Below are 17,017 nucleotides of genomic sequence, written 5' to 3'. Positions count from 1 at the left end.
ACTAACGCAACGATTCCTTAGCTGGGTCGTTGTGCTTCATTAAAACATTTTTTTTATGAAAAGGATAATTTTAGTCGTATTTATAGTTACTTCTTGTAAGAACAATATAAAACATTCAAATGCGATAAAGAACGGAATCTTTAATGATAACATTGAACTAAGTCAAATTCATTATAATGATCAAAAGGACCGCCAAAAAGATTATTTTGAAACAGACTGGGATGAAGTTTCAAAAAATGATAGCTTGAGACGTTTAAGAGTAATGGAATTAATAAAACTTAAGAAGTTACATACATCAAAAGATTATAGACATGCAGCTATGATATTTCAACACGGAGGTGATTCAACTAGTTATAAAATGGCTATGAATCTTATGAAAAAAAGCATTGAGTTAAATCCTAATGCTGATAAGTGGCTTTTAGCTGCAGCTACAGATAGGTATTTATTAAGTATTGGAAAACCTCAGATTTACGGGACTCAATATCATAAAAATGGAGATGAACCATGGAAACTAGCCGACATTGATACAACGAAAATTACAAATAAAGAGCGAAGAGATTTTGGAGTGGAAACATTGATAGAGCAAAGAGAAAAGGTTGAAAGAATGAATTTTGAAGAAGGATTATAGATTCTAAAATAACCCCGCTCCCGCACGAATCCTTTCGTGTGACGAGTATGAGTAAGTATTAACAGCTAAAGTTATTAATAAATGTCCCGTCCTAAAATAGCGTTACAACTAAAAGTTATTTTATGGATTCTAGGAAATCAGATTATGTAAAGCGAACCCAAAAGGATTATAGTTTGTCCTTTAAACTACAAGTTGTTCAAGAGATTGAGCAAGGATTATTAACCAGAACTCAAGCGATTGATAAATATGGTATTCAAGCAAGATCTACGATTCGTACTTGGTTAAAAAAATATGGTAAATTTGATTACGATTTTAGTATAAATCAAACCATGTCAAAAACACCTGAACAGCGTATTTTAGAATTAGAGCAACAAGTCAAGCTTTTAGAAAAGCAAAAAGCACGTGCTGAATATTTAGCAGAGCTTGCTGATAAAAAAGTCATCATTTTTGATATGATGATTGATATTGCTGAAGAAGAATTTAATATTCCAATCAGAAAAAGCACGTACCCGAGTTATCAAAAAATATAGTCAAGAAGCCAAAGAAAGCATAACAGCTACCTGTGATTTACTCGGGGTGAATAGGCAGGTATATTATAGAGCTATTCATTCATATAAAGAGAAACAAAAGCTTAGTAAAAAGGTTATTGATTTAGTAAATACTATCCGTATATCAATGCCGAGAATAGGTACAAGGAAATTATTTTATCTTTTAAAATCTGAATTAAAAGCAATTGGTGTTGGTCGTGATAAGTTGTTTAAAATATTAAAAGCTAATAATTTATTAATTCTACCAAGAAAAAATATCATATAACTACAAATTCTCATCATAGATTTAGAAAACATGTAAATCAACTTAAAAATATAGAATTTGTAAGACCTGAACAAGTATGGGTGAGTGATATTACTTACATTGGAAAGAGAGAAAACCCATGTTATTTAGCGCTAATTACTGATGCTTACTCTAAAAAAATAATGGGGTATGATGTCTCTAATAGTTTAAATGTAGCAGGTTCTTTAAGAGCCCTAGATATGGCAATCTCTAATAGAAATTATAATAAAGAACCTATTATTCATCATTCAGATAGAGGGTTACAATATTGCTCTAATGAATATCAAAAAATGTTAAGTATCAATAATATCAAACCTAGCATGACTGAAAAATATGATCCTTATGAAAATGCTATAGCTGAAAGAATCAATGGGATTCTTAAACAAGAATTTGCAATTGATAAATACGACGTTTCTATACAAATTAAAAAGAAGTTAATTAAAAATGCAATCAATATTTACAATCAAATAAGACCTCATTTATCAAATTCAATGTTAACTCCTAATCAAATGCACCAACAAAAAAAAGTCAAAAGAAAAAGCTACAAAAAACTAAAGGTAGCAATTTAAAAATTACTACCTTTAATATATTAATTATTGTAACGAGTATTCAGGACGTCACAAAATAAAAATAGAAAACTACTGTACAGTAAAATGTAAGGTAGTTTTTTGTATTTTAGCTGTGCTATGAGTAGAAACTATAAATTCCATAATCCAGACGGCATCTATTTTGTAAGCTTTGCAGTAGTAAAGTGGTTAGATGTTTTTACCAGAAATGAGTACAAAGATATTTTATTGAAAAGCCTATCATTTTGTCAAGAAAATAAAGGAATGGAAATTTTTTCTTGGTGTATTATGACTAATCATATTCATTTAATATTTAGAAGTACCCAAGGACAACCACCACAGTTGTTATTAGGAGATTTTAAATGATTTACAAGTAAAGCAATCGTAAAAGCGATTCAGGAAAACCTTAGAGAAAGCAGGAAAGAATTACTATTAGCGGAATTTCAAAAAGTAGCCAATAAATCTTCAAATGTAAAGAAATATCAATTTTGGAGGCATGATAATAAACCAATAGAATTGTGGAGTACTAAGGTAATCAATGAAAAAATTAACTATATCCATAATAACCCAGTAAAAGCAGGTTGGGTTTTTAAACCAGAAGATTATAGATATAGTAGTGCTATTGACTATGCTGGAGAAACAGGTTTGTTAGATAATATCATTATTTTTAGAAAATTAATTTAAACTAAGAATAGTCACCACCACGATGCCTTTCTAGAGTTACAACGAAGAAGCTTTAGATACCCAACTTTATCAGTTCTTTACTGAGTGAATACTCATCAAAGACAACCGATAACAATAGGCAAAAGACAATGGTTTACAGCTCATGCCTACAGCGTTAGCTATAACCCAAAGATTTGTGTTTAATACCATAAATTGGTATATTTGTAAAAAACAATAATTATGGCAAAAAATACATCAATATTGTTGGGTGATTACTTTAATGAATTTATAAGTGAACAAATAACCTCAGGACGATTTTCGTCTGCAAGCGAAGTCGTTAGAACTGCGCTAAGATTATTTGAACAAGAGGAGAATAAGAAAAAAGAACTAATTAGAGAATTAAAAAAAGGAGAAAACTCAGGATTTGTAGAGAACTTTAGTAAGAGTGATTTTTTAAGTTCAATGCATAAAAAATATTCGAGTGGCGAAATATAAAATTAGTGTTGAAGCGGAAAAAGACCTTAAAAAAATATGGGCATATACTTTTGAAACTTGGTCTATTGAAAAAGCTGACAGATATCTAAATCAAATTTTTGAGGAGATTGAGTATATCTCGACAAAACCGGAAGAAGGAAAAGACTTTAGTTATGTTAGAAAAGGATATTTAAGAACTAAAGTTAAACTTCATTATTTATTCTATAAAATAGACAAGAAAACTCAAATAGTAGAAATAATTCGAATTCTACATCAAAGAATGGATATTGAGAATAGATTATAATAGGCAGTAGCTAACAATCTATAAGAAAAACTCGCTCTTGCACGAATCCTTTTGTATGGTGCAATTATATGGTAGTGTAGGTTGTTAACATAAAAAAATGATTGGAGGAACAGGTTCATATACGGAACTATTATTGATAATGATTTGTTGGGTAATTCTCAACCCTATATTTATAACAATATATTTTAGAGAAAGAATTATTAAAAGATTTAACTCTAGAATTAAAAAGAGAATTGTTTTGTTTTTATTCTATTTTTTAATAGTTTTTATTGCAGGACTTTCTGTTAGATTAATTGATGTAATAAAATTAATTCCATTTTTAATTACCTCTCTAATTAGTACTATTATATTAGTTTTTATGGTAGATCATAAAGAGATAAATAAATAGTTCCATAGAGTACTTATACGAACTTTTTCGTGTTGCGAGCAAGAAATAACATGACATTTTAGAATTATTATTTTTTTTGAAAATTAATTTAAACTATGAATTGTAACCACAGAATGCAATCGTGTGGAGTAAATAAAATATAATCGTGAAAGAATTAGCTATAAAATATATTAAGGGGTTGAGTATTCCAGAAATGAAACTAAGAGAAATTGAAAATACTCCTGATTATTATTGTTTTAGTTATTTTCATCCGACAGAAATTTACGTTGGTCAAGGATTGATATTTATTAATAAGCCAGATGAAAGATTTTTTATTTATGGTTCTGGAGATAATAACCCAAAAGCTGATTTTCTAGAGAAAATTAAACATGAAAAAATAGCTCGAAAAACATTTCCAGAGTTTGATATTCGAAAGTCTTATAACATAAAAATAAATCGAATTCTACGAAAAATGAGTTTGATTGAAAAGTTATTAAACTTAGATTTTGTTTACACTATTCCAGAGATTGTTGGAAGTGATGTTTTTAGAATATCTAAACCTTATAATCAAAAATTATTCGAAAAACGTTTGAGTCAATTGCCATGTGAATTCAATAATATAAATGCTGAAAAAGTTTGGGATATTTTATCTCTTAATAAGGAGAAAAAAGTGGTGGAGTTTACAATAGCTGAGTATATTGATATTAAAAAAGAAAATCGCGTAGAAAAGGCAACAGAAACGGATTTAGAAACTGTTTGGTAAATATCTAACCACACGATGCAATCGTGTGAGCATCCTTACCCGAATTTGATAAATGAAAAAAATAATTTTTAGACAAACATTACCTTTGACGTTAATTTCATTTGGAATTATAACCAAATGGTGGTTTGGAATTGCGATAGATGCAAAAGATGTTTTTTTCTATGGCTTTCCTTTAATCTACAAGTGCGAAGGGTTTCATACATCATTGTCAACTCAATACTTTTTGACTGAAATGACAATTAATTTTCTGACTTATTTTGCCTTTTGGTTAATAGTAACGTTGATTATAAACCGATTATGGGAAGTAAACATACCTAAACTGATTTGTAAAATATTTTGGGTTGGATTTGGAGTTTTTTTTCTAGGGTTTATATATTTATCAAAGGATTTGGATGACAGATATAAAATAAAGCGTGATTTTGATATTAAAATCTTTGATAGTGGAATTACAATGTTCGGAATTCACTCAACAGATAGGGAAAAATATAGGGGTGAAATAGAAAATTAGAATGAAAAAAAAGAATTACATTTTTTATAGTTGGATTATTGGAAATTTACTGTTAATTGGGCGATTTTTAATTGACTCTTTTTTCATATCATGCGAACCCTGTATTCCTGATTACCCTTGCCCTCCTTGTTTAACGGAATTCAAAAAAGATATTTGGATTTATTTCATAATTTGGAATGTGCTAAGTGGAATATTGTTTTTATTAAAAAGATATTTAAAACAGAGAAGTGGTTGGTTTAAAAACAATTGCGCCTCATAAATGAAATAAATAAATTGCATTTCAGGCAAAATATATTGTAATTAAAAGTATCTTTGCCGCACTATGAGAAATATCACTTATCACTTATTAGCATTACTACTATTTTCATCAACACTCTTTGCACAAAGAGACAAGCCAACAGAGGAGGCTGTAAAACTAGCACAATCCTTAAAAGAAAAGTATGAGGAAGAAGATGTAGTTATTTCCGATTATTCAATTGAAATAAACTTTGAACTCAATAGAAAAACCAACAAAGTTGAGGTAATTGAATCGAAGTCTATTACTTTTTTAGCCATTTCAAAAAGAGCAGATTTATGGTACAGTACAGGGTACGACAAACAATCTGAAATTAAAAAATTAAAATTATATGGTAGAAGAGGTAGAGAGAAGTTTTGGAACTATAGAGACGAAGCGTATTCTGACGAATCTATTTTTCATAACGATTATAGAATTAGATACGGTGAAATAAATCTTCCACTTCAAGGTTATGTTAGAAAAGTAAAAGAAGTAAAACGTTATAAAGATATCAAATACTTTACTGTAGAGTATTTGAAAAAACCTCACAGAATTATAAAAGGTAACCTTGTTATTAATATTCCAGAATGGTTAAGTTTTTCTACTAAAGATTTTCATTTTAAAGGTTTTGAAATCAATAAAACAGAAAGTAAAACTGAAAAACATAATGTGTTAAGTTATACCTTTAAAAACATAGCTGGGATTAAGAAAGAAGTAGCTAAGCCTGGTAATTCATATTTGCATCCGCATATTGTATACCTTTCAAAAGCATTTACTGATAAAGAGGGGAATTCACATACACTTTTTAAAAATACCGCAGATTTATATACTTGGTATAAAAAGCTAGTAGATGATGTAGCTATTAAAACGGATGATATTAAAGCAAAAGTAGAAGAAATTATAAAAGGCATTGAAAATGATGAAGATAAAATAAAAGCAATTTATTATTGGGTACAAGACTCTATAAAATACATTGCTTTTGAAGACGGAATTGCTGGTTTTAAACCAGATGCTCCGCAAAATGTTTACAATAAAAAGTATGGAGACTGTAAAGGAATGGCAATTTTACTTAAAACCATGCTTGTTGAAGCTGGATTTGATGCTAGATTGGTTTGGATAGGTACAGATGCCATAGCCTATGATTATTCGTTACCATCTTTAATTGTAGACAATCACATGATTTCTGGCGTGATGCTAAATGATAAATTTATTTTTCTAGATGGAACGGAAAAATACAATGCATACGGTACCTATGCTTCCAGAATACAAGGAAAAGAAGCCTTAATTGAAAACAAAGATAATTTTATATTAAAGCGAGTACCAGAAGCCCAACCAGAATACAATAAGGAAATTTACAAGGGAAAATTAACTATTGTAGATAACAACATTACAGGAACTATAAATAGAAGTTTGGCAGGTGAACATGTAAGTGAGTTTTTGTATGGGTTTACTGGAACACCAAAAGATAAAAGAGAAGAAGTCATGTGTGATGTATTAGCAGACGGTAACGATAATGCCAAGGTGTCCGATGTAAAAGGTTTTGACTTTTCAGATAGAGATAAGGAAATTAATTTAGACTATAAACTAGAAATAAACAACGTTGTAAGTGGGTTTGGTAATAATCTTTATTTAGAATTAGATCCCGTTCGTTACCTAAGTAATTGGGAGTTAAAAGAGGATAGAGAAGCCCCATTATTGCTTCGTATGAAACGAAGAAAAATAAAAGAACTTAGTTTAGAGTTACCTACAGGCTATAAAGTAGAATCCTTACCAGAATCCGTTAAAATTGAGAATGATTTTATGACTTTTGAAGCTAGTTATGTTGAAAATGCAGGAAAGGTAGTATACAGTTCTAACATTATTCTTAAAAAAAGATTGATACCAAAAGACAAACTAGCACTTTGGAATACATCTATTAATAAAATAAAAAATTTCTACGACGAACAAATTACCCTTGTTAAAAATTAAAAAAGATGAAAAAACTACTCTTTGTTTTTGCCTTAATTACAAGTACATTTAGCATTGCACAAACAAAATTAGAACTTGAATTAAGAGAACAATTCTGGAAAACACCAGCTAAAGAAATTGTAAACACAACGATTCCCGAAAAATGGTCAAATGAAAGTGCGGTGATTTTAAAAGATCACAGGTATGTCATGTATTTTAATCGAGGAAAGAATATTCTGTCAAAGAAAAACAAACATCAAATTATAAAAATACAAGATCAATCTTCTCTTGAAACTTTTTCTGAGATAGAGTTAAAAAAAGATTTTAAGTTACCATGGATAATGGGAACTTATTCTAGAAGAGAAACTACTATAGGTATAAGAGTTATTAAGCCAGATGCAAAGGAAATAATTATTGACATTGAAGCTGTAGAGGTTAAAGAAGATAATATAAAAAAGATAGCAATACCAAGTTTAGAAATTGGAGATATATTAGATGTTTTTATCCAGACAGATTCGAAGAAAAAAGAGTTGGATGGAGTAAACATATTCCCAGCTAATGAATCAACATTAAAAGATAATTATCCTATTCTAGATTACAGATTAGCTGTTGAAGTAGAAAACGACTTCTTTTTAAATATGAACACCTACAATGGTGCTCCAGCATTAAAGGAAGAACCAACAGACAGAAATGCTACACAAAAATATGTGGTAGAAGCAAAGAACATAGACAAACTAAAAACAAAAAGATGGTATTTCCCGCTAGTTGAACAACCTTCTGTAAAATACCAAATTGCTTTTGCGAGAAAAAGAAAGAACGAAAAATATGTAGATATTTTTACAGGAGAAGATGGTGAAGTAAAATCTAAAGTAACAGAAGAAGATGTATTTGATTATTTTGATAGAAAGTTTAATAAATCAAGTACAAAATACGCATCAGATATATTGAAATATATAAAAGAGAAAGGACTGACTAATAAAACAGAAGTATTAAAAGCTGCTCTTGATTATATTCGATTTCACAAATTCACAAGCTATTTTGAGCCAAGAATAGCCTACGAAGCTAAGATTATTGAAAGGTTTTTTGTGCCAAGAAATAAGTGTAGTAAAAATTATTTTGGAATGTATGATAGTGACATTACGGTAATGTCTAGGCTAAGAGCAGTTTGTAAAAAGTATGATATAGATTATGATGTTGTTCTTGTACAGCCAAGATATGATGGTAAACTAAAAGATTTATTAATTAAGTCGAACGCTAGAGTTGGATTAAAGTTTAAAACTGAGCCTAACTTGTATTTCTTTGACTTTAATGAAAACATGACATTTGAACGTTTTCCTCATGCGCTAGAAGGTTCAGAAGCGTACCAAGGTGCTGTAGTTAAAGGTAAAAGAATTGAAAAATTAGAAAAAGTTTTCTTAGGTACATCATCAGCAGAGCAAAATCATTATAAAGAAAATATAAACCTTAAACTAAATGAAGACAAAAAAGGGTTTACGGTAAATAGAGAGTTGATTGCTAGAGGTCATTTTGAGGATCAATATATTAAGAACTGGATTCATTTTACAGATTTCTTGGCAGAAGATTATAAAAAGTTTCCTGAAAAAGGACACTTCTATGAATGTGGTTCTAAAAAAACAAAAAAAAGATTCAGTACTCAATTCAAAGCTTTTGAAGATAAAAAACGTGAAGAGTTTATAAAAAATAGAGAAGAGTATGTTGATAGTGAATGGAGTGAAGGTAAAGTAACAGAATTTAATACTAGTGTAATAGAAACTGGAAGATACGGAGATAAAACACCTTTAAAAATAAAGGAAGACTTTTTATTGAAAGATGGTTATATCAAAAAGGCAGGAAAGAATATAATTATTGAAATAGGAAAATTTATAGGCGGGCAGGTAAAAATAGAGGATGATGAAAAAAACAGAAAAGCCAATGTTTATATTGATTTTGCTAAAACTTACAACTATGAAATTACATTAGAACTTCCTGAAGGATATTCTGTACAAGGTATAGAGAGTCTTAATACTTCAATAGAAAATGAAACAGGTGCTTTTATAGCTAAGGCTTACGTAAAAGAAGGGAAATTAATTATAGAAACCACCAAAAAGTATAAAGCTAACTTTATAGAAAATGCACAATGGAGTATTATGGTAACTTGGTTAGATGAAGCATTTAAATTTACACAAGCAAAAATTTTATTAAAAAAAGGATAAACCATATAAACGTAAGTATTTAAATAACTTATAAAAGTTAAAGAACTACCGCTTTTGATTAAGTTTAAATCAAAAGCGGTAGTTCTTTTTTTGAGTAAATATTATTTCAATAAAGCTATGATTTCCTCATTTCCTTGCATTTTAGCATGATCTAATGCCGTATTCCCTCTGTTATCTTTTAAACTAACATCAGCTCCGTTTTTAAGTAATGCTTTCACAATATTGGCATGCCCAAAAGTAGCAGCAAAAGTTAAAGCAGTAGCATTGTTATAATTCTTTTTATTTACATCAACCTTATGGTCTAATAATAATTGAGCAATCGTTGCATATCCTCTAAAACAAGCACCCATTAAGGCTGTATTTCCGTAGTTGTCTTGTATTTCTGTGTTCGCTTTATGCGTTAGTAAAAAACGTACAGTTTCTGTTTGATTGTTATACACAGCTAGTATTAAAGGACTAAATCCCTTGTTGTTAACACTGTTTATTATTTTAGAATCTTCTTTATATAATGCTTTTATAGCTTCTGTATTACCTTCTCTACTATAGTCAAAAATAGGCTCTTGTGCATAAAAAAGAGTACTAGATAATAACAGCAGAAGTAAAAAAATAGTTTTTTTCATGGTTAAAATATTAAAGAAATATACCCAACACTCAAAACTAATAGCAGAATTATGTTAGTATCAAGTGTTGCGTATAAAAAAGTTTTAGTGTTGACCTCTATGTTGCATAAAGTCATTTTGAGAAAAACCTAAGGCTCTTGCAACTCTCATCCCATAGTTTCTATCAGCTCTATAAAAATGAATAATCATTTTTTTCTGAATTCTTCTATCTGTTACCTGACCTAAGTCGCCAGTTAAGTTTCTTATTAAGTTATCTTTATCCTTAGCAGATAATGATCTGTAAAAATCACCAGCTTGCCCAAAATTATTCGTTTTAGTAATACTTCCTTGAGTGATTCTGGTGTATTTAATTTTTCTTTGAGAAAACTTAAAAGAAGCATCGTCAGAAAGATTTACTTTATTACTTGGTTCATAATTTACATCTGGATTAGGAAACTTAGAATTGTCAGCACTAGAAAAACTGTCAGAATTGTAATTTACTACTTGAATTTTAGGTCTGTTTACAGCTATTTGTTGATTGTTTGGTCCTAATCTATGACGTTGTGTATCAAAATAAGAGAACAAACGACCTTGTAATAATTTATCTTCAGATGGTTCAATACCAGGAACTAAGTTTCCAGGAGCCATTGCTATTGATTCTACTTGTTCAAAAAAGTTAATAGGATTTTTATTCAAAATCATCGTACCTATTTTAATTTTTTGAATTTGGTCAGCAGGCCAATCTTTTGTTGCATCTAAAGGCCAGAAATCAAAACTATGTAAATCTCTTGGCTTAATTAATTGTACAAATAAATCCCATTGTGGAAACTTATTGTTAGCAATATCGTCTCTTAAACTAACCGTAGCATGTTGCCAATCTTTAGATTGTTGTTCAGCTGCCTGGTCAATATCTAAATTTATTTCACCTTGTTTACTAACCCATGAATATTTTACATAAGTTACTTCACCTCTATCATTCACCCATTTAAATCCATGTACACTACTTCCGTTCATAAATTGATATCCTTTAGGAATCCCTAAATCTGTATATAAACGAGTAATCATATGAGTAGATTCAGGAACATTACTAAAAAAGTCAAAAAATCTATTTGGATCTTGCTTGTTAGTAACAGGAGATGGCTTTAAAGAATGCACCATATCAGGAAACTTAATCGCATCTCTAATAAAAAATACAGGTAAGTTATTCCCTACAATATCATAATTCCCTTGATCGGTATAAAACTTCACCGCGAAACCTCTAGGATCTCTAGCAGTTTCAGGAGATCCTTTTCCATGTATAACAGTAGAAAAGCGTACTGCTACATCCGTTTTTTTACCATTTCCTTGAAATAAAGAAGCTTTTGTAAACCTAGACATATCTTTGGTGCTAATAAAATGCCCAAAAGCACCAGCACCTCTAGCATGAACAACACGTTCTGGTATACGTTCACGATCAAAAGCGGCAAGCTTTTCAATAAGATGAATATCTTCTAAAAGTACTTCTCCGTACCTACCTACTGTTTTAGAATTTTGATTGTCTCCAACAGGAACACCTCCATTTGTTGTAATTACTTGTCCGTAAGCAATACAACAAGCAAAAAATGCGATAAAAATTGCTGTTTTTTTCATTTTTAAAAATAATTTATAGTTTGATTTAGCTAAAGGTATAACCAAAAAGAGTATAAATAATATTGATACTTTTAATGTTAGTATTTATAAAATTAATAATGTTTACATCTTGCTTATTTAGAGAAAATAGAAGTACGCTATGGGAGTTATGAGTCATGATATTAATACTTTAAATAATCATATTTATAAAATTAATAAGGATGTTGACTCACTTATTTTGAGAAAAAAGAAGTGTTGTTGATATTTGTGTTAGAGTCATCTTGACTTAGCGGCTACAAAAACTGTTTGTTATCAAGTATTTATTTAAATGGATGAAACCAATTTAAATGTATTTAAAATAAATATTACAATTGTTTGTAAGGATATTTATAATTGGTAGACTTCTTTATTCAAAACAGAAAGCTTTTGTCCCTTAGAGCTTAAAATTTATAACTTATAATCCTACATACCAATTAAAGGAGAAAAGTTATTACTTTGAAGAGATACTCTCTAGATTAGAGTCATGCAATTGAATTTATAAATGTATTAGCAGATTGTTTATAGCCTTATAAAGGGCTTTATGTTGTTATTAGTACGTTAGAAGTTTTAGTTTCTGACGGATGTGATAACTATATAAAAAAGTAAAACTTTAAATGTTAAAAAGACTTTATAAAACAATATTGATATGACTATACAACAACTTAAATATATTGTTGCATTAAATAATAAAAGACATTATGTAAAAGCTGCAGAAGCATGTTTTGTTACGCAACCAACTTTAACTTTACAGGTAAAAAAGCTAGAAGAAGAAATTGGTACAACTATTTTTAATAGAAATAAATCTCCACTTACACCTACGCCTGTAGGTGAAGTATTAATAGCAAAAGCTAAATTAATTTTACGTGAGGTAGGTGAGTTTAATAAGTTTGCTTACGGAGATAAAACAGATCTTACAGGTGAATTTACTTTAGGAATTATACCTACCATCGCACCCTATTTATTACCGCTTTTTTTGGAAGATTTTGTAAGAGAACATCCTGATTTAAAATTAACAATTAAGGAAATGCAAACAAACCAAATTATTGAAGCGCTTAATAATGGAACGTTAGATTTGAGCATTTTGTCTACTCCTTTAGAAGATTCAAGATTACGTGAAATAAATCTTTACCAAGAACCTTTCTTTCTTTATTGCAAAAATGCAGAACTTTTTGAAGAAGCAGAGAAGGTAGATGAAAAAGATTTAACACCTGAAAATCTGTTGTTGTTAGAAGAGGGGCACTGTTTTAGGAATCAAGTATTAAACATTTGTAAGGAGAAGAATACCGATATAAACCATGATTTTATATTTGAAAGTGGTTCTATTCAAACTATTAAAAATTTAGTACAAGCAGGTTTAGGATATAGTTTAGTACCACAGCTTTCCATTCAAAATACAGAAGAAAGACAGTTTATAAAACAATTTAAAGATCCAATTCCTACAAGAGAAGTAAGTATTGTGGTTAATAAAAACTTTACTAAAGAAAAGTTATTAGAAAATTTATTGATGATTATAAAACAAAACTTACCTAAAGATCTCAAGAAAATAGATAATTATATGAGAGTAAGATGGAAAGAACCTGTTTTTTAAACAAATTTACCGTACGTTTAATTGCTATGAGATAGTCAATTTGTATAATATCTAGATGTTTTACATCTTGGTAGTTTATTAACCCGCAATACACCTTAATAGTTATAATTTAAAAACCAAGAACTGAATGGATAAATTACTCAATAAGATAAAGTGGTGTTTAAATTTAGTTTTAAGAATAAAGCATAACAAAAAGCTTTTATTAAAAGTTTTTATTGTTTCAATGCTATTTAAGGTAGATAACTCTCAAGCAAACTTGTTTCCTTATGAGTGTATAAGTTCTACTAAGAAAACACCATTAAATGAAGAAGAAAAAGTACGATATTTTTATGTAACATTTCATGAGGCTTCAGGTATTCCAAAATTAAATTATGGAGGTTTCTATTTAAAAAATGAATTGTATAAAACTGTAACTAAAGATGGAAATTGGAAACCAACTCAAACTGATTTAAGAGATCATACTACAGCTGAATTTAAAAATAAAAAAGGCCAAGTTATTTTAAAAAGAAATTATAATTCTGAACAGAATGATGACAGCAATCATGATACTTATTATGTTTATGACGATTATGGTAATTTAAATTATGTTTTATCACCTGAAGGCTCTTCAAAAATTTTAAATGAAAGAGAAGAAATAGAAACATCAATATTGGATAATCTATGTTATCAGTACAGATATGACACTAGAAATAGATTGATAGAAAAGAAAATACCAGGAAAAGGAAAAGAAAATATTGTTTATGATAAATTAGATCGTCCAGTTTTAACTCAAGATGCTAATCAAAGAGCAAAAACTCCAAAAGAATGGTTGTTTACCAAATACGATTTTGATGGTAGAATAGCTTATACAGGTTTGTATATAGATAATGAAGAGAGAGAAAAACTTCAAAATAGGGTAACTACACACACTAATAAAAATTCTGAATTACTTTACGAGGAAAGAATAAGAACAGGAAATAAATTGGTAGATATGAGTACAGAACTCTATTATACTTCCAGAACTTTTCCAACAAAGCAGTTAAAGATATTTACTATTAATTATTATGATGATTATAATTGGAAAAAGGATAATAAATTGAAGATTTCGTATGGTTTTAATAGGGAAGAAAACACTCAAAAATATATATCTACAGAAGTTATAGAACATGATGGATATATCCAATTTACAGTTCCAGAACTAAATAAAAATAGAGAAGTAGGTTTTACAATTCTTGAAAAGAATAATCGTACGTCTTTACCTATAGATTATAAAATAAGTTTGAATGAGAAAGGGAAAATAAATGTTTATGAGAAAGATGTATTATCCATAGCATTAGAAGGTAATTATCAAGTAGGAGATATTTTTAAAGTAGAACGTTCAGGAGAATACATTTTGTATAAAAAAAATGATAAAATATTTCATAAAGGTTTGATTGATATTCAGAGTTCTTTACGAGGATTCAGTACATTTTATGAGGTAAATAATAAACAGAATACCGTATATATAGGGTATTCTCACGGAGGACAATTATTTACTAATGGTACAGAAAGTTTAAAAACAGGTATAAAAGCCCGTGTTTTAGGAACCTCAAAATGGATTACAACATCTATTTATTATGATGCTCAAAAAAGACCAATCTATAGAATAACTGAAAATAATTATTTAAAAGCTAAAAATGAAACAGGAAAAGAGCTAGATTCAGAAGGTAGGACATTAAAAGAATTATGGGTACATAAAAGAGAAAATAAAGCACCTGTAATTACAGAAAACTATTACACCTATAATACTGTCAATCGTTTGATTCGTCAAGAACAACGAATTAACAATCAAGTTAAAGAGCTTATTTTACAAAATACCTATGATAGTTATGGAAAGCTTATTAAGAAAGTAGTAGGAGGACGCTTACCAAATACAAGTAGTTATATCAACATAAGCAAAGATGTTTCAATAAAAGAAAACGTAATTGTTAAAAATTCAGAAACTAATAATAATTCAGAATTAGCTACGTCAAATAAAATTTCAGAAGATGGTTATGTAAGTTATTCAGTAACTAATGGAAAGAAAAAAGTAATGGTAGGATTGTCTACTGTAGATAACAATATAATATCCCAAGATATGGCTTATGCAATCCAAAATAAAGAAGGAAAAGCATATGTTTACGAATCAGGGAGAAACATAGGGATAAAAACAACATATGTAGCTAATGATTATTTTACTATTGAACGTAGAAATGGTAAAGTTTACTATTTAAAAAACAATAAAGTATTTTATACATCAGAATTTTTAAGTGAGGCTAAAGCTATGGTTGGTATTGTTTTTTTATATGAAAAGAATGCAAGTATCAGAAATTTGGTCTTTGTAGATTTAAATAAAGGCTTGCAAATAATTAACTACCAGTATAATAACAAAGGACAGTTAAAACAACTAAACAATATAGATAACCTAGCAGATGATCTGTTTTCTTTTAAGTTGAGTTATAATGATGTTTCTCAAAATAGAGATAGAGAAGAGCAATCTACTAGTAATATTAAAGAATTTTTGTGGAGAACTAATAACATTTCAAATGATATTAGAGGGTATACATATAAGTATGATGCTTTGAATAGAATGGTAGCTGCAAAAGGGTATAATAACGATAAGTATGATGTTGCTAATATTGTTTATGATAAAAACGGAAATATTAAAAAACTACAAAGAAGAGGACACAAAGATATTAGGGTTAGTCATTTTGGACTAATGGATAATTTGAAATATATATACTCAGGCAATAAGTTAATTAAAGTAGAAGAGTTGTCTGGAGGAAGTATAAATACTGGATTTATAGACAACGTAAATTCTAATGTTGAATATATTTATGATGCTAATGGAAATATGCTAACAAACTTAAATAAAAACATAGGCACATATACAAGTGCTGGAATAGTATATAACCATTTAAATTTACCAACAGAAGTTAAAGTAGGAAATACTAATCATAAAACAGTAAAGTATGTTTATGACGCCACAGGTGTTAAGCAAAGAAAAATAACCATAGATAATCAAAATACAACTATCACAGACTATATCGGTAATTATATTTATGAAAAAAATAGATTACAATTCTTTCGTCACCCAGAAGGCTATGTAACTCCTGTAATTACAAACGGTAGTGAAGTAATCTCCTCTTATAAGTATGTATATCAATACAAAGATTATTTCGGAAACATAAGGCTATCGTATACAGATAATAATAATGATGGTACCATACAAACAAGAGGAAATAAATCAGAAATTATAGAAGAACTGAATTATTATCCCTTGGGTTTGCAACATAAGGGGTACAATAACATTGTTTCTTCAGATGGTAATAGTATAGCTCAGAAGTTTAGGTTTAATGGAAAAGAACTGAAAGATGAACTAGGTTTGTATTGGTATGATTTTGGAACTAGGAACTATGATATTTCTACAGGAAGATGGTTAAATATGGAAAGAAGAAATGTTAATCAAGAATATATAAACCCTTATAATTCAAGAATATTTATGCATGCTAAGTTGGAGTATTATAATAACTTTAAAAAAAATAAAGAAGAAGATTATAAGTAGTAACTATTCTTTCAATAGTTTTTACGATGTTTTTATAATGGTTGTTTAGAAAAAACAACCCTTTTAGGGTGTTTTTTCCTATT

General features: G+C 28.9%; 16 protein-coding genes. 14 read left to right on the top strand and 2 right to left on the bottom strand.

The genetic code is table 11. The annotated features are described in order from the left end of the window. Positions 1 to 55 precede the first annotated feature (55 nt). The 12 genes from ABNT65_RS10620 to ABNT65_RS10565 all read left to right on the top strand — a co-directional run bounded on the left by ABNT65_RS10620 (position 56) and on the right by ABNT65_RS10565 (position 9,538). Positions 56 to 628: a hypothetical protein gene (locus tag ABNT65_RS10620; RefSeq protein ID WP_348745825.1), complete on the top strand. Its 573-nt coding sequence runs from the start codon at positions 56 to 58 to the stop codon at positions 626 to 628. Between the two features lie 122 nt (positions 629 to 750). Then, positions 751 to 1,158: a helix-turn-helix domain-containing protein gene (locus tag ABNT65_RS10615; RefSeq protein WP_348745824.1), complete on the top strand. Its 408-nt coding sequence runs from the start codon at positions 751 to 753 to the stop codon at positions 1,156 to 1,158. After that, positions 1,094 to 1,441 carry a helix-turn-helix domain-containing protein gene (locus ABNT65_RS10610; protein ID WP_348747840.1) on the top strand — a complete coding sequence of 116 codons (348 nt, stop codon included), beginning with the start codon at positions 1,094 to 1,096 and terminating at the stop codon, positions 1,439 to 1,441. The genes ABNT65_RS10615 and ABNT65_RS10610 overlap by 65 nt, the downstream gene beginning before the upstream one ends. Then, positions 1,411 to 2,028 (top strand): IS3 family transposase, encoded by a 618-nt coding sequence (locus tag ABNT65_RS10605; RefSeq protein WP_348747826.1) that lies wholly within the window; start codon positions 1,411 to 1,413, stop codon positions 2,026 to 2,028. The genes ABNT65_RS10610 and ABNT65_RS10605 overlap by 31 nt, the downstream gene beginning before the upstream one ends. 117 nt (positions 2,029 to 2,145) lie before the next feature. Beyond that, positions 2,146 to 2,391: a transposase gene (locus ABNT65_RS10600; RefSeq protein WP_348745823.1), complete on the top strand. Its 246-nt coding sequence runs from the start codon at positions 2,146 to 2,148 to the stop codon at positions 2,389 to 2,391. 150 nt (positions 2,392 to 2,541) lie between these two features. After that, complete coding sequence (locus tag ABNT65_RS10595; RefSeq protein ID WP_348745822.1) at positions 2,542 to 2,709, top strand: hypothetical protein; 168 nt, start codon at positions 2,542 to 2,544, stop codon at positions 2,707 to 2,709. 219 nt (positions 2,710 to 2,928) lie between these two features. Further along, on the top strand, positions 2,929 to 3,183 hold the full coding sequence (locus ABNT65_RS10590; RefSeq protein ID WP_348745821.1) for a type II toxin-antitoxin system ParD family antitoxin: 255 nt from the start codon (positions 2,929 to 2,931) through the stop codon (positions 3,181 to 3,183). Then, the gene (locus ABNT65_RS10585; protein ID WP_348745820.1) at positions 3,170 to 3,466 is read left to right on the top strand and encodes a type II toxin-antitoxin system RelE/ParE family toxin; all 297 of its coding nucleotides are present in this window, start codon (positions 3,170 to 3,172) and stop codon (positions 3,464 to 3,466) included. Before ABNT65_RS10590 ends, ABNT65_RS10585 begins: the two co-directional genes overlap by 14 nt. Before the next feature lie 533 nt (positions 3,467 to 3,999). Next, a complete protein-coding gene (locus ABNT65_RS10580) occupies positions 4,000 to 4,596 on the top strand; it encodes a hypothetical protein (RefSeq protein WP_348745819.1) in 597 nt (198 codons plus the stop codon). A 52-nt stretch (positions 4,597 to 4,648) separates the two neighbouring features. Continuing rightward, a complete protein-coding gene (locus tag ABNT65_RS10575; RefSeq protein ID WP_348745818.1) occupies positions 4,649 to 5,104 on the top strand; it encodes a hypothetical protein in 456 nt (151 codons plus the stop codon). A 322-nt stretch (positions 5,105 to 5,426) separates the two neighbouring features. Beyond that, complete coding sequence (locus ABNT65_RS10570) at positions 5,427 to 7,346, top strand: transglutaminase domain-containing protein (protein ID WP_348745817.1); 1,920 nt, start codon at positions 5,427 to 5,429, stop codon at positions 7,344 to 7,346. A 5-nt stretch (positions 7,347 to 7,351) separates the two neighbouring features. After that, positions 7,352 to 9,538 (top strand): DUF3857 domain-containing protein, encoded by a 2,187-nt coding sequence (locus ABNT65_RS10565; protein ID WP_348745816.1) that lies wholly within the window; start codon positions 7,352 to 7,354, stop codon positions 9,536 to 9,538. A 101-nt stretch (positions 9,539 to 9,639) separates the two neighbouring features. Here the strand turns inward: ABNT65_RS10565 and ABNT65_RS10560 are convergent, their stop codons facing one another. Further along, positions 9,640 to 10,158: an ankyrin repeat domain-containing protein gene (locus ABNT65_RS10560; RefSeq protein ID WP_348745815.1), complete on the bottom strand. Its 519-nt coding sequence runs from the start codon at positions 10,156 to 10,158 to the stop codon at positions 9,640 to 9,642. An 84-nt stretch (positions 10,159 to 10,242) separates the two neighbouring features. Further along, the gene (locus tag ABNT65_RS10555) at positions 10,243 to 11,766 is read right to left on the bottom strand and encodes a catalase (protein ID WP_348702457.1); all 1,524 of its coding nucleotides are present in this window, start codon (positions 11,764 to 11,766) and stop codon (positions 10,243 to 10,245) included. Between the two features lie 664 nt (positions 11,767 to 12,430). On the opposite strand from ABNT65_RS10555, the gene ABNT65_RS10550 reads away from it, so the two are divergent. After that, the gene (locus ABNT65_RS10550; RefSeq protein WP_348745814.1) at positions 12,431 to 13,372 is read left to right on the top strand and encodes a hydrogen peroxide-inducible genes activator; all 942 of its coding nucleotides are present in this window, start codon (positions 12,431 to 12,433) and stop codon (positions 13,370 to 13,372) included. Positions 13,373 to 13,499: 127 nt separating this feature from the next. Continuing rightward, positions 13,500 to 16,934, top strand: a complete 3,435-nt coding sequence (locus tag ABNT65_RS10545; protein ID WP_348745813.1) for a hypothetical protein — start codon at positions 13,500 to 13,502, stop codon at positions 16,932 to 16,934. Positions 16,935 to 17,017 lie beyond the last annotated feature (83 nt).

It is taken from the genome of Tenacibaculum sp. 190524A02b (genome assembly GCF_964036645.1).
Lineage (GTDB): Bacteria > Bacteroidota > Bacteroidia > Flavobacteriales > Flavobacteriaceae > Polaribacter > Polaribacter vairaonense.
Note: the sequence above shows the minus strand (reverse complement) of the source record. Positions and strands in the feature narration are given on the sequence as shown.